Origin of the sequence: Mesorhizobium sp. M8A.F.Ca.ET.161.01.1.1, assembly GCF_004792105.1 — a bacterium.
GTDB lineage: Bacteria > Pseudomonadota > Alphaproteobacteria > Rhizobiales > Rhizobiaceae > Mesorhizobium.
This window is the reverse complement of the sequence record NZ_SRTD01000001.1, coordinates 77,290-93,376: the sequence shown is the minus strand read 5'-3', so window position 1 is coordinate 93,376 and position 16,087 is coordinate 77,290. Positions and strand designations below refer to the sequence as shown.

Sequence of the window (16,087 nt, the reverse complement as noted above, 5' to 3'; positions counted from 1 at the left end):
CTATAGCGGCGCGGCGCGCGGCGCGCAACATGCGCCGGCCGACAATCGGGCAAACAGCTTCATGGCAGGGCAACGCCTTCGCAGAGATAATAGCTGCCGCTGTTACCGCTCGCCTCGCTCTCATCGTCGATGGGTCGGACCGAGACGAGATCGAGCTGCGTCGGGCTGATCCGCGTCACCGACAGGACATCCGGAAAGACGTAGCCCGGTTCCTGGCAGATGGCCGTCACCGCCCAGCTCGGCGAGCGCGTCGCCTTGCTGACTTGAACGAACTCGCAGCTATACTCGACGCCCTGCAGGCCATGCACCGAAAGCACGATGTTGCCGGCATCGACAAGCGTCTGCAGCGTCTCCTTCCTGGCCTGTCCACAAAGCTCCTCGGACTGCAGATAGACGCCGTCGATGAAATCATCGGCGGCGAGCGCGGGCGACGCCGCGACAACCATCGAAACGCAAAGAGATCGCCCCAACGCCATGGATTTGTTCCGCTTTCGTTGTTTCTAGATCGTAATCGCTTGGCCGATTTTCGGCAACGCGACCTTGACGCCGGACCCTTCCAAGCTGGCTTCGAACTTTTCGGGCGTCGGATCGATCATCGGAAACGTGCCGAAATGGCAAGGGACAACCGTGTCGAACTTGAAGAAGCGGCGGCAGGCAAGGGCCGCCACCGCGCCGCCCATGGTGAAGCGGTCGCCGATCGGGACAATGCCGATCTTCGGTTCGTGCAGCTCGTTGATCAGCGCCATGTCGGAAAAGATGTCGGTATCGCCCATATGATAGAGCGTGCGGTCATCCGGGAAATGCAGGACGAGCCCGCCCGGATTGCCGAGATAGACGTTCCTGCCGCCATCTTCGCCAAACGAGGAGGAGTGCAGCGCCTGGACAAAGGTGGTGGTGAAGCCGCCGCAATCGACCGTGCCGCCGATGTTGCCGGGATTGATCTTCTTGTCGCTGACGCCCTTGCCGACTAGGTACATGCAGATTTCGAAATTGGCGACCAGTTGGGCGCCACTCTTGCCGAGCACTTCCAGCGCGCCGCTGATGTGGTCGCTGTGCCCGTGTGTCAAAAGAACATGCGTGATCCCTTCGGCCGGCTCTTCCCAACCGCCGGTCCAGGACGGGTTGCCGATCAAATAAGGGTCGATCAGGATTTTCGCGGCACCGGTTTCGATGCGGAACGCCGAGTGGCCGTACCAGGTCAATTTCATCAATGCATTTCCTCGATTTTTGTCGAGCCAGAGGATAGAACGCCGCTAGCCCCGAGATCAAAGGGTATAGTGTCCGCCGCGCATTCGAAAAGACGCGTGCTACCGAAAAGACGAGGGAAACCGTTGGCTGTCATCACGATTGAGCAATTGCCGGCGCGCCTCGCCGACGGCAGGACCCTGGCAGGGCTCGATCTCGGCGACAAGACGATCGGTGTCGCGGTTTCCGACCGGGGGTTCTCCTTCGCTCATCCCCGCCCGGTCATCCTCAGAAAGAAATTCTCGCTCGACGCGGCCGTCCTTCTGACGTTGCTGGAGAAGGAGAATGTCGGCGCGGTGGCGATCGGACTGCCGATCAACATGGACGGATCCGAAGGCCCACGCGCCCAGAAATCGCGCGCCTTCGTGCGCAACATGGCGCAACTGAGCGACCTGCCCTTCGTGTTCTGGGATGAGCGGCTATCGACGGTCGCGGCCGAACGGACGCTGATCGAAATGGACTTCTCGCGCGCCAAACGCGCCGGCAAGATCGATTCGGCGGCAGCCGCCTTTATTCTGCAGGGAGTTTTGGACCGGCTTCAGTCGCTCGATGCAGCCGATCGAACCGAACCGGACCCGTCCAGCGCCGGCTGACCCAGCCCAAAATCTCGCGACGCCTGCGGAATGCCCACAAGGCCGTCAGCAGAAGCCCGTCGAAGACGCAAGTCTTCGCCACCATTCCGGGGATGATCGATGGGTCGATGCCCAGAATCTGGCCGTAGAGCTGGAAGAAGAAGTCGTGCGTCTGCCGGCTGAACATGACGTAGCCGAAATTGATGTCGTTGGCCGACAGATAGAACCAGCCCCAGAAAATTGCCATCGGGGCGGCCCACATTCCGAAGATGTAACGCATCAGCGGCCTCCCTTTCCGTTCGAGCCAGTCCGACCCGATATCAGGGAGAGCAGCGAATTATGCGCCGCGGCCTTCGCCATGCTGTGCGCCGTGGCGTGGAAATCGTCCTCATCCAACGCGGCTACCGAACGCCGCTCGGCGAGCATCGCGACATAGGAGGCCAGGAGTGCGGCCAATTGCACAGCCACCACCATGAACAGACCGTTGATGCCTTGGGCAGCGCCGCCGATCAGGATCATCGACATCACGCCGGAAGCAGAAATAAAGGCGATGCGAACGACGCTGTCGGCACCCGGGCTGGACGCGTCGTTGATCAGCGTATCGACAAAGGCCCAGAAGAACAGCACCGCCACGACCAGCAATGCGGTCGCCAGCGGAGCGATCACGACGATGTTCTCCAGATTGATCAATCGGGCGCTCTCGACGGTCACGCCGAGTACGCCAAGAGCCGCCGCCACGCCTCGATTTCCATCGATACAGATCAGCGCGAGCAGAGCGAAAACGATCGCCCAGTGCACCGACAGAAAGGAGGTCAATACGTGTCGCATCGTGATTCCTGGTTCGACAGGAATGACAGTGGGCTTTGCGGTTCGTCACCGCAACGGAAACCATTTGTTAAGGTTAACGGCGACGGTGGGGGTCGGCAACGCCCTCGGCGAACGACATCTCCTTCAATTCACCGGCGGATAGAGCGTATCGATGATCATGCGCGGATCGTGACGCGAATCGAGCATACCGTAGGTATTGCGCCACTGGCCCGCGAGCCGCGTCTCGACGAAAGCATCGGCGATCCGCCCTGCCCCCAGCCGGCGCAACTCGGCGGCCGCCGCCGACAGCGCAAGCTGTTCCGTAAGCAGCCGGGCCGAGCCCTCGTCGGTCGAAGCCACCTGCATGGCCGCCTTCAGAACACCGATCGTGCCGCGCCCGCCGGCGCCGAGGTCGCGGTCGATGCCGCCCAGCACCTCTTCGAAAAGGCCGGGCGCGCGGCCAAGCACGCGCAGCACGTCGAGCGCCATGACATTGCCCGATCCTTCCCAGATCGCGTTGACAGGCGCTTCACGGTAATAGCGGGCGAGTGGAGCTTCCTCGACATAGCCATTGCCGCCAAGGCATTCCATCGCCTCGTAAAGCAGCGGCGGCGCGATCTTGCAGACCCAGTATTTGACGACCGGCGTCATGGCGCGGGCGAACGCCGCCTCGCCGCGATCGCTTGCCGCCTCGTCGAAGGAACGCGCCAGCCTGAATGACAGCGCGGTCGCCGCGGCGACATCGAGCGCCATGTCGGCCAGCACGCGCTGCATAAGCGGTTGCTCGATCAGGTTGGTTCCGAACACCTGGCGATGGCGGGCATGATGGATCGCTTCGGCCAGCCCCGCCCGCATGATCGCCGAAGACGCCACCGCGCAGTCGAGCCGGGTCAACGTCACCATGTCCATGATCGTCTTGACGCCGGCGCCGGGCTCGCCGACCATCTCGCCGATGGCGTTGACGAACTCGACTTCGGAAGACGCGTTGGAGCGGTTGCCGAGCTTGTCCTTCAGCCGCTGGAAGCGAAAGCCATTGCCCGACCCGTCACCGAGCACACGTGGCACCAGGAAGCACGACAGCCCCTCCGGCGCCTGCGCCAGCACCAGGAAGGCATCCGACATCGGCGCCGACATGAACCATTTGTGTCCCGACAGGCGGTAGAACCCGCTTCCGACGCGTTCCGCCCTGGTCACATTGGCCCGCACATCCGTGCCGCCCTGCTTCTCGGTCATGCCCATGCCGAGCGTCAGTCCGGTCTTCTCGACCGGCGGCTTCTGGCTCTGGTCGTATTTGCGGGTCGTCACGCGCGGCGCCCATTCGCGAAACAGTTTTGGGCTGGCCATCAATGCCGCCAGCGAGGCGCTGGTCATGGTGATGGGGCACAGGTGCCCGGTCTCGAGTTCCGCCGTCAGGTAGAAACGGGCGGCCCGCACCTGATGGCGGCGGCCAATCTCGGCGTCGCCATTTTCCCAGACCGAGGAGTGCAGGCCGTTGGCCACCGAACGGCGCATCAAGGCGTGGTAGGCCGGATGGAACTCGACCAGGTCGATGCGCCGTCCCTGGCGATCATGCGTCCTGAGTTTAGGCGTCTCGACATTGGCGAGGCGCGCCAGTTCCTGCGCTTCTTGCGTGAGCACGAAACGGCCAAGCCCGTCGAGATCCTTGCGCACCGGATCGGAAAAGCGCTCGGCAAGCTGGATCAGCAACGGATCGCCTCGCCAGGCGTTGCCGCCCGTCAGCGGCGGCGGCTGGTTCGTTACGTCGTCGGTCACACCCAATCCTTCTAGAAAGGCCTTATCGTTGGAAAGCCTCGAATCCGAGGCCATCGGCTAGATATAGCCAAGCGTTGCTGCGCGCGCGACGAAAATACCGGGGAGAACGGCGTCAATGCAAAGCGGGTGCTTGCGGGCGCGAAATCCGCACCCTATAGCAGCCCCTTGAGATGACCGACGCTTCGTCCCTGCCACTCTATCCTCACCGCCATCTTCTGGGCATCAGCGATCTTTCGCCCGCCGACATCGAGCTGTTGCTCGACAGGGCGGATCGGGCAGTCGCGATCTCGCGGCAGTCCGAGAAAAAGACCTCGACGCTGCGCGGCCGCACCCAGATCAACCTCTTCTACGAAGCCTCGACCCGCACGCAGTCCTCGTTCGAACTGGCTGGAAAGCGGCTTGGCGCCGATGTCATGAACATGTCGGTGGCGAGTTCCTCGGTGAAGAAGGGCGAGACGCTCATCGACACCGCGATGACGCTGAACGCCATGCGGCCCGACATATTGATCATCCGCCACCAGTCGGCGGGCGCGGCGGCCCTTCTGGCGCAGAAGGTCGGTTGCTCGGTGGTCAATGCCGGCGACGGCGCGCATGAACACCCGACACAGGCGCTGCTCGACGCGCTCACCATCCGCCGCGCCAAGGGTCCGCTGTCGAAGCTGATCGTGGCGATCTGCGGCGACATCCTGCATTCGCGCGTGGCGCGCTCCAACATCATGCTGCTCAACGCCCTCGGCGCACAGGTGCGGGTGGTGGCACCCTCGACGCTGCTGCCCTCGGGCATCGACAGGATGGGCGTGATCGTCTGCCGCTCGATGGCGGAAGGCCTGAAGGACGCGGATGTGGTGATGATGTTGCGCTTGCAGCGCGAGCGCATGGAAGGCGCCTTCGTGCCGTCGGTGCGCGAATATTTCCGCTATTTCGGCCTTGATACCGATAAGCTGAAGGCGGCCAAGGATGACGCGCTGGTCATGCATCCCGGCCCGATGAACCGAGGTGTCGAGATCGCCTCCGAAATCGCCGACGGCCCGCAAAGCGTCATCCAGGAACAGGTGGAAATGGGTGTCGCCGTGCGCATGGCGGTCATGGAAGCGCTGCTTGATCCCCGTCGTAATCAAGAGGGCCGCAATCAAGAGGGTCGCGGCGCATGAGCACGACTGTCTTTGAACGCGCTCGCATCGTCGACCCTTCGCGCGGCATCGACGAAGTCGGCTCCGTCATAGTCGATGGCAAGAAAATCGTTGCCGCGGGCAAGGCGGCGCTGAACCAGGGCGTCCCCGAAGGCGCCACGGCAATCGACTGCGCCGGCAAGGCGATCATGCCAGGTTTGATCGATGGCCGGGTCTTCATCGGCGAGCCGGGCGGCGAGCATCGCGAAACCATCGCTTCGGCGAGTGTCGCCGCGGCCGCCGGCGGAGTGACGTCGATCGTCATGATGCCCGACACCGACCCGGTGATCGACAATGTGGCGCTGGTCGAATTCGTGTTGCGCACCGCCAAGGATACGGCCGTCGTCAACATCTTTCCGGCCGCAGCCATCACCAAGGGCCTCCACGGGCGCGAGATGACGGAGTTCGGCCTGCTGCGCGAGGCCGGCGCGGTCGCCTTCACCGATGGCCGGCACACCATATCGAGCGCGCTGGTGATGCGCCGCGCGCTGACCTACGCGCGCGATTTCGGCGCCACCATCGTCCATGAAACGCAGGATGCCGACCTTGGGTCATCGGGCGTCATGAATGAAGGCCTGTATGCCAGTTGGCTCGGCCTTTCCGGCATTCCGCGTGAAGCCGAATCCATCCCGCTCGAGCGTGACCTTGCGCTGGCGCGGCTGACGCGGGGTTCGTACCATGCCGCGAAGATCTCGACGGCAATGGCGGCAAGCGCCATGGCACGGGCGAAGGCCGACGGAGCGGCAGTGACATCGGGCGTGTCGATCCACAATCTGTCGCTCAACGAAAACGACGTCGGCGAGTACCGCACCTTCTTTCGCCTGACGCCGCCGCTGCGCGCCGAGGAAGACCGGCTGGCTGTCATCGAGGCGGTCAGGGACGGTACGGTCGATGTCATCGTCTCCTCGCATGATCCGCAGGATGTCGACACCAAGCGCCTGCCTTTCGCCGACGCGGCAGCCGGTGCCATCGGCCTCGAAACCCTGCTGGGCGCTGCCTTGCGCCTCTACCACAATGGCGATGTGCCTTTGCTCCGGCTGATCGAGACCTTGTCCACCGCGCCGGCGCGGCTGTTCGGATTGCCCGGCGGCACGCTGAAGCCAGGCGCGTTAGCCGATCTCGCGCTTGTCGATCTCGACGAGCCCTGGATCGTCAGTGAAAGCGGCATCCGCTCGCGCTCGAAAAACACCTGTTTCGAAGGCGCACGCCTGCAGGGCAAGGTCTTGCAAACGCTGGTGGCGGGCCGCACAGTGTTTTCCGCCTGAGCCGGCAATAGCCATGCGACATCGAGCATGGCCGGGGGAAATGCGGGGGAAACAATGACGTATGGCCTGATCCTGGCGTTGGTGTTCGGTTATCTGCTGGGCTCAATTCCGTTCGGCCTGCTGCTTACCCGCGCGGCCGGCCTCGGTGACGTGCGCAAGATCGGCTCCGGCAATATCGGCGCCACCAATGTGCTGCGCACCGGCAACAAGGGGCTTGCCGCCGCGACCTTGCTGCTTGACGCGCTGAAGGGCACGGCCGCCGTGCTGATAGCAGGCCATTTCGCGCCTGAAACAGCGGTCTGGGCCGGCCTTGGCGCTTTTCTGGGGCACCTGTTTCCGGCATGGCTGGGGTTCAAAGGAGGCAAGGGCGTCGCGACCTATCTCGGCGTGCTGATCGGCCTCGCCTGGCAGGTGGCGCTGATCTTTGCCGTTGTCTGGCTGGTGATGGCTTTTCTGTTTCGCTTCTCCTCGCTTGCAGCGCTTGCTGCAGCCGTCGTCGTCCCGATCGCCCTCTACGTCATGAGCACACCCCAGGTTGCAGCGCTGTTCGTGGTGATGAGCATCATCGTTTTCATCAAGCATAGGGCCAATATTTCGCGGCTGATGGCCGGCACCGAAGGCAAGATCGGAGCCAAGGGGTGAGCGAACCGGCCGCCGGGCCGCGTCTCACCGATCGCCAGCGGCTGAGCTGGTTGCGGCTGATCCGCACCCAGAATGTCGGCCCGGCCTCCTTTCGCGACCTGATCAACCGTTTCGGTTCGGCCGAGGTCGCGTTGGAAATGCTGCCGGAACTGATGATTTCCGGTGGCGCCAACCGGATCGTGCGCATCCCTTCGCTGGCCGAAGCCGAGGCCGAGATGGAGGCCGCGCGGCGGATCGGTGCACGCTTTGTCGGCATCGGCGAGGCAGACTATCCGCCGCTGCTGCGCAGCATGGACAATCCGCCGCCGCTGCTGGCGGTCAAGGGTAACGCCGCGGTGTTCCGGTTGCCGGGGATCGCGATCGTCGGCGCCCGCAACGCATCGCTTGCCGGCATCAAGATGGCGCGCATGCTGGCAGCCGATCTCGCAGGAGACGGCTATGGCATCATCTCCGGCCTGGCGCGCGGCATCGACACGGCGGCGCATCAGGGCAGTCTCTTGACCGGCACGGTCGGAGTGCTCGCCGGTGGCCTCGACCTGCCCTACCCGCCCGAAAATACCGGCCTGTGCGATGACATTACCGAGCGTGGCGCCATCATCTCGGAAATGCCGTTCGGCTGGCAGCCACGCGCCCAGGATTTCCCGCGCCGCAACCGCCTTGTCGCCGGTGCCGCCCTTGGATTGGTCGTGGTCGAGGCTGCGCAGCGCTCCGGCTCGCTGATCAGCGCCAGGCTTGCCGGCGACATGGGCCGACTGGTCTTTGCCGTGCCTGGCTCCCCGCTCGATCCACGCGCCGCCGGTACCAACGGCCTGCTCAAGGATGGAGCGACGCTGGTCACCGAGGCTTCGGACATCTCCAGGGCGATCCTTCCGCTGACCGGCATGCGAACACCTGATCCGCCGCCGTTTGAAGACCCGCCCGACTTTTCGGCCACGGCGCCACCAGGCGAGAGCGACCGGGCCAAGGTGATCGAAGCGCTGGGGCCGACGCCGGTGCCGGTCGACGAGATCATCCGTCACACCGGCCTGCACCCCGCCCAGGTTTTCATGGTGCTGCTTGAACTCGACCTCGCCGGCCGCCTTGAACGCCACGCCGGCGGCAATGTTTCGCTGGTTTTCGGGGACGGCTAACCCGCCCTCAGTGGCGGTCGGTCTTTTTATCCTCCGCCTCGGCGTGATCCTGTGTGTCGGCGCCAAAGAGATCCTTTTGGACAAACTGGCGCCAGACCTCGTCCGCGTCCCGCGGGCGCGACGGATCCAAACTCGGCTCGCTCTCGTGCGCATTCGGGACCGAGCGCCGGCGTAGCCAAGCAGGCATCATCTCCTGGATGAGACTGGTGAATTGGGTCATCGCCGACTCCTTCGGTTCAAGGGATGGATCAGACCGGTCGATCCATCCAAGTTGCTCTGGCTCACCGCACCCAGCCAAGCCAAAGCCTCGCCGACGTCGGCCAGCGCATGGCGCGCCGCTGTCGGTCCGCGCGGTTTTATCCGGATCGAAATGCCGTCCATCTCATTGACGGCCTCGAAACCATTCTCGTCGGATGTGTCGTCGCCCAGAAACACTGGCCGCCTCCCCTCGAAAGCTGGCAGATCCAAAAAGCGCCTGATTGCCGCTCCCTTCGCCGCCTCCAACGGCATCAATTCGACGCCGGCATTGCCGGCCAGCACCCGATACCCCACGGGCAACCTGTCCAGCGCCTGCTCGATCAGTTGCGTCGCGCGCTGCAACAAGTGCGGTGCCGCTCGTGTGTGGATTGCCAGGATCGGACCCTTGCGCTCGATATAGACGTCCGCACTATCCAGCTCCGCTTCGATCTCCTCGGCAAGTGCGGCGATGTCGGCGGGCTCTCCCGCCGCCTCGACCGGCCCATCACGCGCGAGCCTGTGCTCAAGACCGTAAAGCCCGGCGGCGCGCAATCTGAGGGGCTGGAAAAGATGATCGACAGCAGCGATCGACCGCCCCGTGATGAACGCCAGAGCTCCGTCCAATTGCAATTCGAGCCCCACCAACAGCGTCCGCAACTCATCGCCGACAACCACCGCATCGGGATGCGCGGCATGTTCGAGAAGCGTGCCGTCGATATCGAGGAACAAGGCCCACGCACCCTGCGGGACTTTGGGTACGGTCAAGTTTGACAATGTCGACATCACAGGGCCGCCACGCGCTTGCGGTCGAGCAGCGATATCACATTGCCGGGAGAACTGGGACCAGGAGAACGTGGGGCGGCGCTGACGGCACGATCGACCGCATCCCGCTTGCGCAGGCGCGCCGCATCGAACAGCATGCTGCCCGCCCATCGATAGACATTGTTTTCGCGCACGACCTCGCGCATGCGTCGCATGCGCTGACGTTGCTCTTCCGGTGACATGGTCAAGGCCTGCAGCAGGGCGTCGCCCATCATCGCCGCGTCGTAGGGATTGACGATCAGCGCCTCCAGCAATTCCTTCGACGCGCCGGCGAACATGCTGAGCATCAGCACGCCCTGTTCATCCTCGCGGGCCGCGACAAACTCCTTTGCAACCAGGTTCATGCCGTCGTGAAGGCTGGTGACCATGCAGACGTCGGCGGCCCGGTAAATCTCGTACACCTCCGTTTGCGAGTGATGTTCGGTCACCAGCACCACAGGGGTATAGTTTTCACGACCATGGCGCTCGTTGATATCCTCGGCATGGCGCAGACATTCCTCATACAATTGTTGATAGGCAGGCAAGGTGCCGCGGCTGGGCGCGGCGATCTGCAGGAACGCGACCTTGCCGATCCATTCCGGATGCAGTGTCAGCAGCTCATCGAGTGCGTTGAGACGATCGAGGATGCCCTTGGTGTAGTCGAGGCGTTCGACGCCGACGCACAGCCTGACGTTCTCGGCCAGGCCGAATTTCTCGCGAATGAGCTGGCGACATTCTGCAACGGCAGGCAGTTTGCTCAGATGCGGCGGCTCCCATTCGATTGAAATCGGATAGGCGTGAACCAGGCTGATCTGGCCGCCATAGGAGATGGCGGAATCCTCACGCTCGATCCTGCTCTCCAGGAAGCGGTCGACGCTGTCGATGAAGTTGTTGCAATGGAACTGGGTGTGAAAGCCGACGATTGAACTGCCCAGCAGTCCTTCGAGAATCTTCTCGCGCCATGGACAGATGCTGAACACCTCGGAATTCGGCCACGGAATGTGCCAGAAGGTGATGATGATCGCTTCCGGCAGGCGCTCCCGAATCATCCGCGGCAACAGCGCGAAGTGATAGTCCTGGACCAGCACGATGGGCCGCTCGTTGCGGGCCTCCGCCACGACGGTGTCGGCGAATTTGCGGTTGACCGTCTCATAGGCCTCCCAGTCGGAGGCGCGGAATATCGGCCGGGTGAAGGCTATGTGGCAGAGCGGCCAGAGCCCTTCATTGGCAAAGCCGAGATAATAGCCCTGCTGTTCTTCCTCGCTCAGCCAGACACGGCGCAACGTGTAGGAAGGGTTTTCAGGCGGCACCTCGACGCGGTCATTTTCATCGACGACAAGCGCATCGGCCGAACCGCCGCCATAGGCGATCCATGTGCCGGCGCAGGCGCGCGTAATCGGCTCCAGCGCTGAAACGAGCCCGCTGGCAGGCACGACCAGCTGGATATCGTCCCCCTTGCGGTTATGAATGTAGGGTTCGCGATTTGAAACCACGATCACCTGCGCATCGGGAAGTTCCTTCGCCAAAATGTGACGCAGAGTTTCCGGCGACCATTGGACGAGCGCGGCGGTCGCGGATTGCCCGTTCTTTTCGAATTCCGGCAATGGACCGCGAACGGGTCCTGGTTCGAGACTGGCGCGCTTCGTGTTTCTGGCCCGATGCGCCCGTGACACCACCACCGCAAGCGCGATGCATAAGATACCGACAATTGCGAGAATGAATAGCCACGGTGCGGCCGAAGGGACGACCAGGTACGAACTGTTGTCGGGCATTTCGAATTGATTACCTTTCAATGGGATGCGGCAGATCCACCGACAGGAACTCCGGCATCCTTGGCGTGGTGATCCAACGTTCCGCACACATGATGGTTCCGATTTTTCAACTCCTGACCACCAGAGGCACCAGTCCCTCATGCGCATCCGCAAGGAAGGCGCCGACACGATCTCCCACGCGTTGAAACGTCAGATCCACCGCCACATGTCCTACCGAGAGATGACGAATGACGAGATTGTCGATACCGATCGGCAAGCGCGGCTGGGTCACGTGAATTTCGTTCGTCCCACCATCGATCTGAAGGCCGAGGCAGGCCTGCATGAGCATGAAGGCGGAACCTGCGGACCAGGCCTGCGGCAGGCAAGCCACTGGATAGGCAATCGGCGCTTCGCCGGCCGCGCGCGTGAACCCACAGAACAGTTCGGGCAGCCGCATGTTGAAATGAACCGCGGATTCGAAAGTCCCGCTCATCAACCGCACCACGCTGTCGCGGATGCCGTAGCGCGCCAGTCCGGCGGCGCAGATCGCGGTGTCGTGCGGCCAGATGGACCCGTTGTGATACGACATCGGATTGAAGAAGATCGCGTCGTCAGCCAGCGTCCTCAGCCCCCAGCCGGAATGGAATGAAGCCGACAGCAGCTGGTCGGCGACCATGCGTGCGCGATCCGGATCGGGAAGGCCGACATACAGCAGGTGACCGGCGTTGGACGTGCGTACCTTGCAGGGTTGGCCATCGCCATCGATCGCCAGCGCATAGTAGCTGAGGTCCTCGATCCAGAAATGGCGTTCGACTTGTTGGCGAATGACATCGGCGCGCATTTCCCAATTTTCGGCCCGCTCCTCTTCGCCGCGCAGCCGTGCAAGCTTTGCCAATCCCTGGAACGCTGCAAAGACGTAGCCCTGCACCTCGACCAGAGCGATCGGTCCTTTCGGAATGCGGCCATCGGCATGGAAGACGGAATCGAAACTGTCCTTCCATCCCTGGTTGGCAAGGCCGGACTCGGCGGCGCGCTGGTAGGTAAGGAACCCTGTCGAACGACTGGCTGTCTCGATCCACTCGGCGGCGGCGCACAGCGATGGCCACAGGCCATCGATGAAAGCCGTGTCTCCCGTGCGGTCCGCATAGGCGCAGGCGAGATGGATGTAGAGCGGCGTCGTGTCGACGCCGCCATAATAGCGGCCGAACGGCAACTCACTCAGCGCCGCCATCTCGCCCTTGCGGGTCTCGTGCATGATCTTGCCGGGCTCGGAATCGCTGAAGGGGGAGGTCTCGGTCGCCTGGTGCTGGGCGAGAAAGGCAAGCACACCACGAGCCAGGCCGGGATTGAGCCAAAGCATCTGCAGAGCTGAAATCACGCCGTCCCGGCCGAAGGCGGTGGAGAACCATGGAATCCCGGCGTATGGGTAAGGGCCGGTCGCCAATTCCGTCGTGAGCAACGCCACATCGGCGCGGGCCCGCTCCATCCAATCATTGAAGACGCGGCCCGAACTGTGGAGTGTCGCCCCGTGCCGGCGCTTGGCGCGCATGCCGAAACGGGCGCGGGCGGCGGCAGCCCGGAACCGCCGGCTTTCGGGGCGGTCTGACGTCTCGCCGCCCACTTCCACGTAAAGCGTCTGGCTGCTTCGCTTGGTAATCGCGATGAAGAAATCCGCCCGCTCGGAGGTCAATTGATCGGGCGTCTGCGAAAACGATATCGCGGATGTTCGTACCACCTTGTCCAGGCCTTCGTAGCGGAGCACGACCGAGTTCCCGTCGATCTCGGCCGTGTGGGCGGTGCCGCGTTTGGACCGGGTCGAGCCCCGGACTTCGAACATGTCCCGAAAATCGGCACCAAAGCGCAGCGACACCAGGACCGTCGAATGCTCCCGACTGTAGTTGGAGAGCGTGATGCGTTCATACAGCCTTTCCTCCCACAGAAGCCTGGCGCGCTCGATATGGATCGCGCCCTGCGGAATCTGGCGGCTTGCGGTGCTCTCGATCGGCAGATTGGTCAGGTTGGTGGTGAACAGGACGTTGTCCTGGCTGAGCGATGCGCCAAGCAACGACAGCGACCGCCCGCCAACTGTCAGGCGAAATTCTGAAAGCACACGCGTGTCGTCGCGGAAGAAGCCGTCGCCGGCGCCACGTATGTCGCCATAGGCATCGGCGACGGCAAAGCAATCGCCATGCTTGAGAGCATAAAGCCGATGCGGCTCCCTGGGGGCGGTTTCGTCCAGCGAAGCCAGTGCTATTGCAGGATCGAGCTTTCGCTCGTCGAGTTGGGTAATGGTCAAGAAGATTGTCCCGTGCTGGTTTCCGAACGGGGTGACGGTCTACGAGGCTCTGCTCTCCTCGACGCCATTGGTCAGCCGCGAATACGCCGCGACATAATCCCTGGCCATTCTGTCGGCGGAAAACCGCCTTTCGAAGACCGTTCTTATTCTTCGCCTGTCGAGTTGCAGGAGATCGGGCATCGAGGCGACGGCATCTTCGATGGTTTCGACGACAAAGCCGGTGACCCCATAATCGATGATCTCGGGCATGGCCCCGCAACTCCAGGCCATGACTGGGGTTCCGCAGGCCATGGCCTCGATCACCGCAAGCCCGAAGGGTTCGGGCCAATCGATGGGAAACAGCAAAGCGGCCGCATTGCCCAGAAACCTGCTCTTCTGGTCCTCGCCGATCTCGCCGACAAACTCGACCCGGTCGCCATCGATCAGGGGCTGCACGACTTCCTCGAAATAGGCGCGGTCGCCATCGCCGACCTTGGCGGCGAGCTTCAGTTTCAGGCCGGTGCGGCGAGCGATCTCGATCGCCCGGTCCGGCCGCTTGTCGCGCGACATCCTGCCGAGGAACGCCAGATAGGCGCCATCCGTGCCTGCCTCGAAATCGGGCTCATAAAGCCCAAGCGGCAGCCCATGATGGATTGTCGCCAGCCAATTCGCGGACGCGAACCGCGCCCGCTGGCTGCGGGATATGGAAATCATGGGAAACCGCGGAAACCGGTCATAGGCCTGCGCGAGGTCCGCGTAATCCAGCCTGCCATGCGGCGTCGTCACGGTGCGCTGTGGAATATCGCGGAAAAAAGGAAAATGCAGGAAATGGCTGAGATGGAAATGGACGACGTCGAAGTCGTCGGCCCGTTTCCTCACTTCGTCGAGCATCGACAGATGCGCCGCGATCTCGGATTTCAGCGGACGGGGATCGAGACGAAGCGCCCTTTCGCGGCATGGCACCAGTTTGGCGGAAGTCTTCGTGTCGCCGCTGGCGAACAATGTCACGTCGTGGCCGAGGTCGACGAGCGCCTCGGTAAGATACGAGATGATGCGTTCGGTGCCCCCGTAGAGTCTTGGCGGCACCGACTCGTAAAGCGGTGCGACATGGGCAATCTTCATGTCCCGGCGTCCCTCAATGAGCTGGTCATAGAGCCAAAATGCATCAGCGCCGGGATCGTTCCTGAATCATTGGAAGATGCGTCGAATGAGCCGTCCCCTGTTTGATTCGACCGGCCGCTCTATTTCCTGTCGGTAATGCCGGCTTGCGCTTTACGGCAGCCGAAGGAGGTCCAGATGCAGCAACCCAGGGATATCGCAGCCCGGCGTCTGAGCATGATCGTCGAACAATATGTCGAGGCCAGAAAACGGCACTTTGGCTTTGTGTCGACGGACCAGGCTGCCCGGGTGATCCGCAGAACCCTGAAACCCGATCCTTCGGAGCCAGCACTTTCCGATCACGACCTTGACGACATGGTCGCCGCACTCGCCGTAAAGAACGGCCTGGCCGTCATCTTCGATCGGGGCGTGCGGGGACCAGCCGGCGGCGCCGAGGCCGACTTGAACAGAAAGGAACCGATCATGCGAGCACCGACGGAAACCCCGGATGTTGCCGGCGCGGTGGACGCCATCCTGAGCGGTCGTACCGCCCAACTTTCGATGAGCGCGGTGATCTCCCTGCTGCGCGAACGGACCGGCACCAAGCGATCCGATGCGGATCTGGAAGGACTGATCGCCAAGAAAGCCGCCGTCTTGGACGTGCACCTGTCACGGAGCGTCTAAGGGGTCACTGCTCGTCGGGGCGTCGTCATCATAACGAAACCCCGTCACCCTAAGTCGGTTGATCGTCAGGACCACACGGCCAAGCTCGTCGCTTATAGCGCAAGTCCAGTCCTTGACCGCGATCACCTTCTTTCCGGCCATATGCCTCCGGGGGCTTTACGCGATCTGAAGCCGGTTCACGGAACCTTCGCCGGATATTACAACCAGCCGTGCAACGGCAAACGCGGCCAGAATTATGAAAAACGCCGTGATGTTCAAGAACATCGTTGCCGCAAAGATGCTCGCGCTTTGGTCATAGCAGCTTGCGAATTCCATGACGCTTTACCCCCTTCAAACCTGTTGCATCATGATCCTGCTTCAGAAGAAATTCAAGCAGATGCTAAAATACATGGACGGGGTTCAAATGCGCGACAGCCAATTGCTTGTCCCCCAGCGACTAGTGCAAGGCTGCACGGGGCGCTGACGGTCACAATGCCGTACGCCGTGGCCCCTCAGTCCCTGGTTAATGAAAAACCCGCCACAGGAGCGACCTGCGACGGGCTTTTGGAGTGGCTACATCCCTGAAGGAATCGACCGCTTGTAGTTCTATTGTGAACTGTGTGATCGCGTTAGCCTATGGTGTGATCGCGGAAAGCCTT

16 protein-coding genes are annotated in these 16,087 nt (G+C 62.6%); 6 read left to right on the top strand and 10 right to left on the bottom strand.

The features are described from left to right. Positions 1 to 59: 59 nt before the first annotated feature. Both EN804_RS00465 and EN804_RS00460 read right to left on the bottom strand, forming a co-directional pair. Positions 60 to 476, bottom strand: a complete 417-nt coding sequence (locus EN804_RS00465) for a hypothetical protein (protein ID WP_135880424.1) — start codon at positions 474 to 476, stop codon at positions 60 to 62. Between the two features lie 24 nt (positions 477 to 500). Then, the gene (locus EN804_RS00460) at positions 501 to 1,208 is read right to left on the bottom strand and encodes a metal-dependent hydrolase (protein ID WP_135918455.1); all 708 of its coding nucleotides are present in this window, start codon (positions 1,206 to 1,208) and stop codon (positions 501 to 503) included. Between the two features lie 123 nt (positions 1,209 to 1,331). Between EN804_RS00460 and ruvX the strand changes: the two genes are divergently transcribed. Then, positions 1,332 to 1,838 carry a Holliday junction resolvase RuvX gene (gene ruvX, locus EN804_RS00455; RefSeq protein WP_127872508.1) on the top strand — a complete coding sequence of 169 codons (507 nt, stop codon included), beginning with the start codon at positions 1,332 to 1,334 and terminating at the stop codon, positions 1,836 to 1,838. Here the strand turns inward: ruvX and EN804_RS00450 are convergent. The 3 genes from EN804_RS00450 to EN804_RS00440 all read right to left on the bottom strand — a co-directional run bounded on the left by EN804_RS00450 (position 1,756) and on the right by EN804_RS00440 (position 4,397). Continuing rightward, positions 1,756 to 2,097 carry a DUF6105 family protein gene (locus EN804_RS00450; RefSeq protein WP_127278349.1) on the bottom strand — a complete coding sequence of 114 codons (342 nt, stop codon included), beginning with the start codon at positions 2,095 to 2,097 and terminating at the stop codon, positions 1,756 to 1,758. The genes ruvX and EN804_RS00450 overlap by 83 nt on opposite strands. Then, a complete protein-coding gene (locus EN804_RS00445; RefSeq protein ID WP_135918454.1) occupies positions 2,097 to 2,645 on the bottom strand; it encodes a hypothetical protein in 549 nt (182 codons plus the stop codon). The genes EN804_RS00450 and EN804_RS00445 overlap by 1 nt, the downstream gene beginning before the upstream one ends. Positions 2,646 to 2,768: 123 nt before the next feature. Continuing rightward, positions 2,769 to 4,397: a DNA alkylation response protein gene (locus EN804_RS00440; protein WP_135918453.1), complete on the bottom strand. Its 1,629-nt coding sequence runs from the start codon at positions 4,395 to 4,397 to the stop codon at positions 2,769 to 2,771. Between the two features lie 170 nt (positions 4,398 to 4,567). Between EN804_RS00440 and EN804_RS00435 the strand changes: the two genes are divergently transcribed. The 4 genes from EN804_RS00435 to dprA are packed head-to-tail and all read left to right on the top strand — an operon-like array spanning position 4,568 to position 8,603. Next, positions 4,568 to 5,548 (top strand): aspartate carbamoyltransferase catalytic subunit, encoded by a 981-nt coding sequence (locus EN804_RS00435; RefSeq protein ID WP_135880427.1) that lies wholly within the window; start codon positions 4,568 to 4,570, stop codon positions 5,546 to 5,548. Beyond that, positions 5,545 to 6,831 carry a dihydroorotase gene (locus tag EN804_RS00430; protein ID WP_127278353.1) on the top strand — a complete coding sequence of 429 codons (1,287 nt, stop codon included), beginning with the start codon at positions 5,545 to 5,547 and terminating at the stop codon, positions 6,829 to 6,831. The genes EN804_RS00435 and EN804_RS00430 overlap by 4 nt, the downstream gene beginning before the upstream one ends. 54 nt (positions 6,832 to 6,885) lie before the next feature. Further along, a complete protein-coding gene (gene plsY, locus EN804_RS00425) occupies positions 6,886 to 7,473 on the top strand; it encodes a glycerol-3-phosphate 1-O-acyltransferase PlsY (RefSeq protein ID WP_127278354.1) in 588 nt (195 codons plus the stop codon). Then, entirely contained in the window at positions 7,470 to 8,603 is a 1,134-nt protein-coding gene (gene dprA / locus EN804_RS00420) for a DNA-processing protein DprA (RefSeq protein WP_127278355.1), read from the top strand. Before plsY ends, dprA begins: the two co-directional genes overlap by 4 nt. Positions 8,604 to 8,610: 7 nt before the next feature. On the opposite strand, the gene EN804_RS00415 is transcribed toward dprA, so the two are convergent. From EN804_RS00415 to EN804_RS00395, 5 genes are all read right to left on the bottom strand, one after another. Beyond that, positions 8,611 to 8,823 carry a hypothetical protein gene (locus EN804_RS00415; RefSeq protein WP_127278356.1) on the bottom strand — a complete coding sequence of 71 codons (213 nt, stop codon included), beginning with the start codon at positions 8,821 to 8,823 and terminating at the stop codon, positions 8,611 to 8,613. Further along, entirely contained in the window at positions 8,820 to 9,623 is an 804-nt protein-coding gene (gene otsB, locus EN804_RS00410; RefSeq protein ID WP_127278357.1) for a trehalose-phosphatase, read from the bottom strand. The genes EN804_RS00415 and otsB overlap by 4 nt, the downstream gene beginning before the upstream one ends. Next, positions 9,623 to 11,413 (bottom strand): trehalose-6-phosphate synthase, encoded by a 1,791-nt coding sequence (locus EN804_RS00405; RefSeq protein WP_127872511.1) that lies wholly within the window; start codon positions 11,411 to 11,413, stop codon positions 9,623 to 9,625. The genes otsB and EN804_RS00405 overlap by 1 nt, the downstream gene beginning before the upstream one ends. A gap of 106 nt (positions 11,414 to 11,519) precedes the next feature. Then, positions 11,520 to 13,682: an amylo-alpha-1,6-glucosidase gene (locus EN804_RS00400; protein WP_127278680.1), complete on the bottom strand. Its 2,163-nt coding sequence runs from the start codon at positions 13,680 to 13,682 to the stop codon at positions 11,520 to 11,522. A 45-nt stretch (positions 13,683 to 13,727) separates the two neighbouring features. Then, positions 13,728 to 14,789, bottom strand: coding sequence for a glycosyltransferase family 4 protein (locus tag EN804_RS00395; RefSeq protein ID WP_127278678.1), 1,062 nt, complete (start codon positions 14,787 to 14,789; stop codon positions 13,728 to 13,730). A gap of 174 nt (positions 14,790 to 14,963) precedes the next feature. On the opposite strand from EN804_RS00395, the gene EN804_RS37035 reads away from it, so the two are divergent. Continuing rightward, positions 14,964 to 15,449 carry a hypothetical protein gene (locus EN804_RS37035; RefSeq protein ID WP_189522883.1) on the top strand — a complete coding sequence of 162 codons (486 nt, stop codon included), beginning with the start codon at positions 14,964 to 14,966 and terminating at the stop codon, positions 15,447 to 15,449. The last annotated feature ends 638 nt before the right edge of the window (positions 15,450 to 16,087 follow it).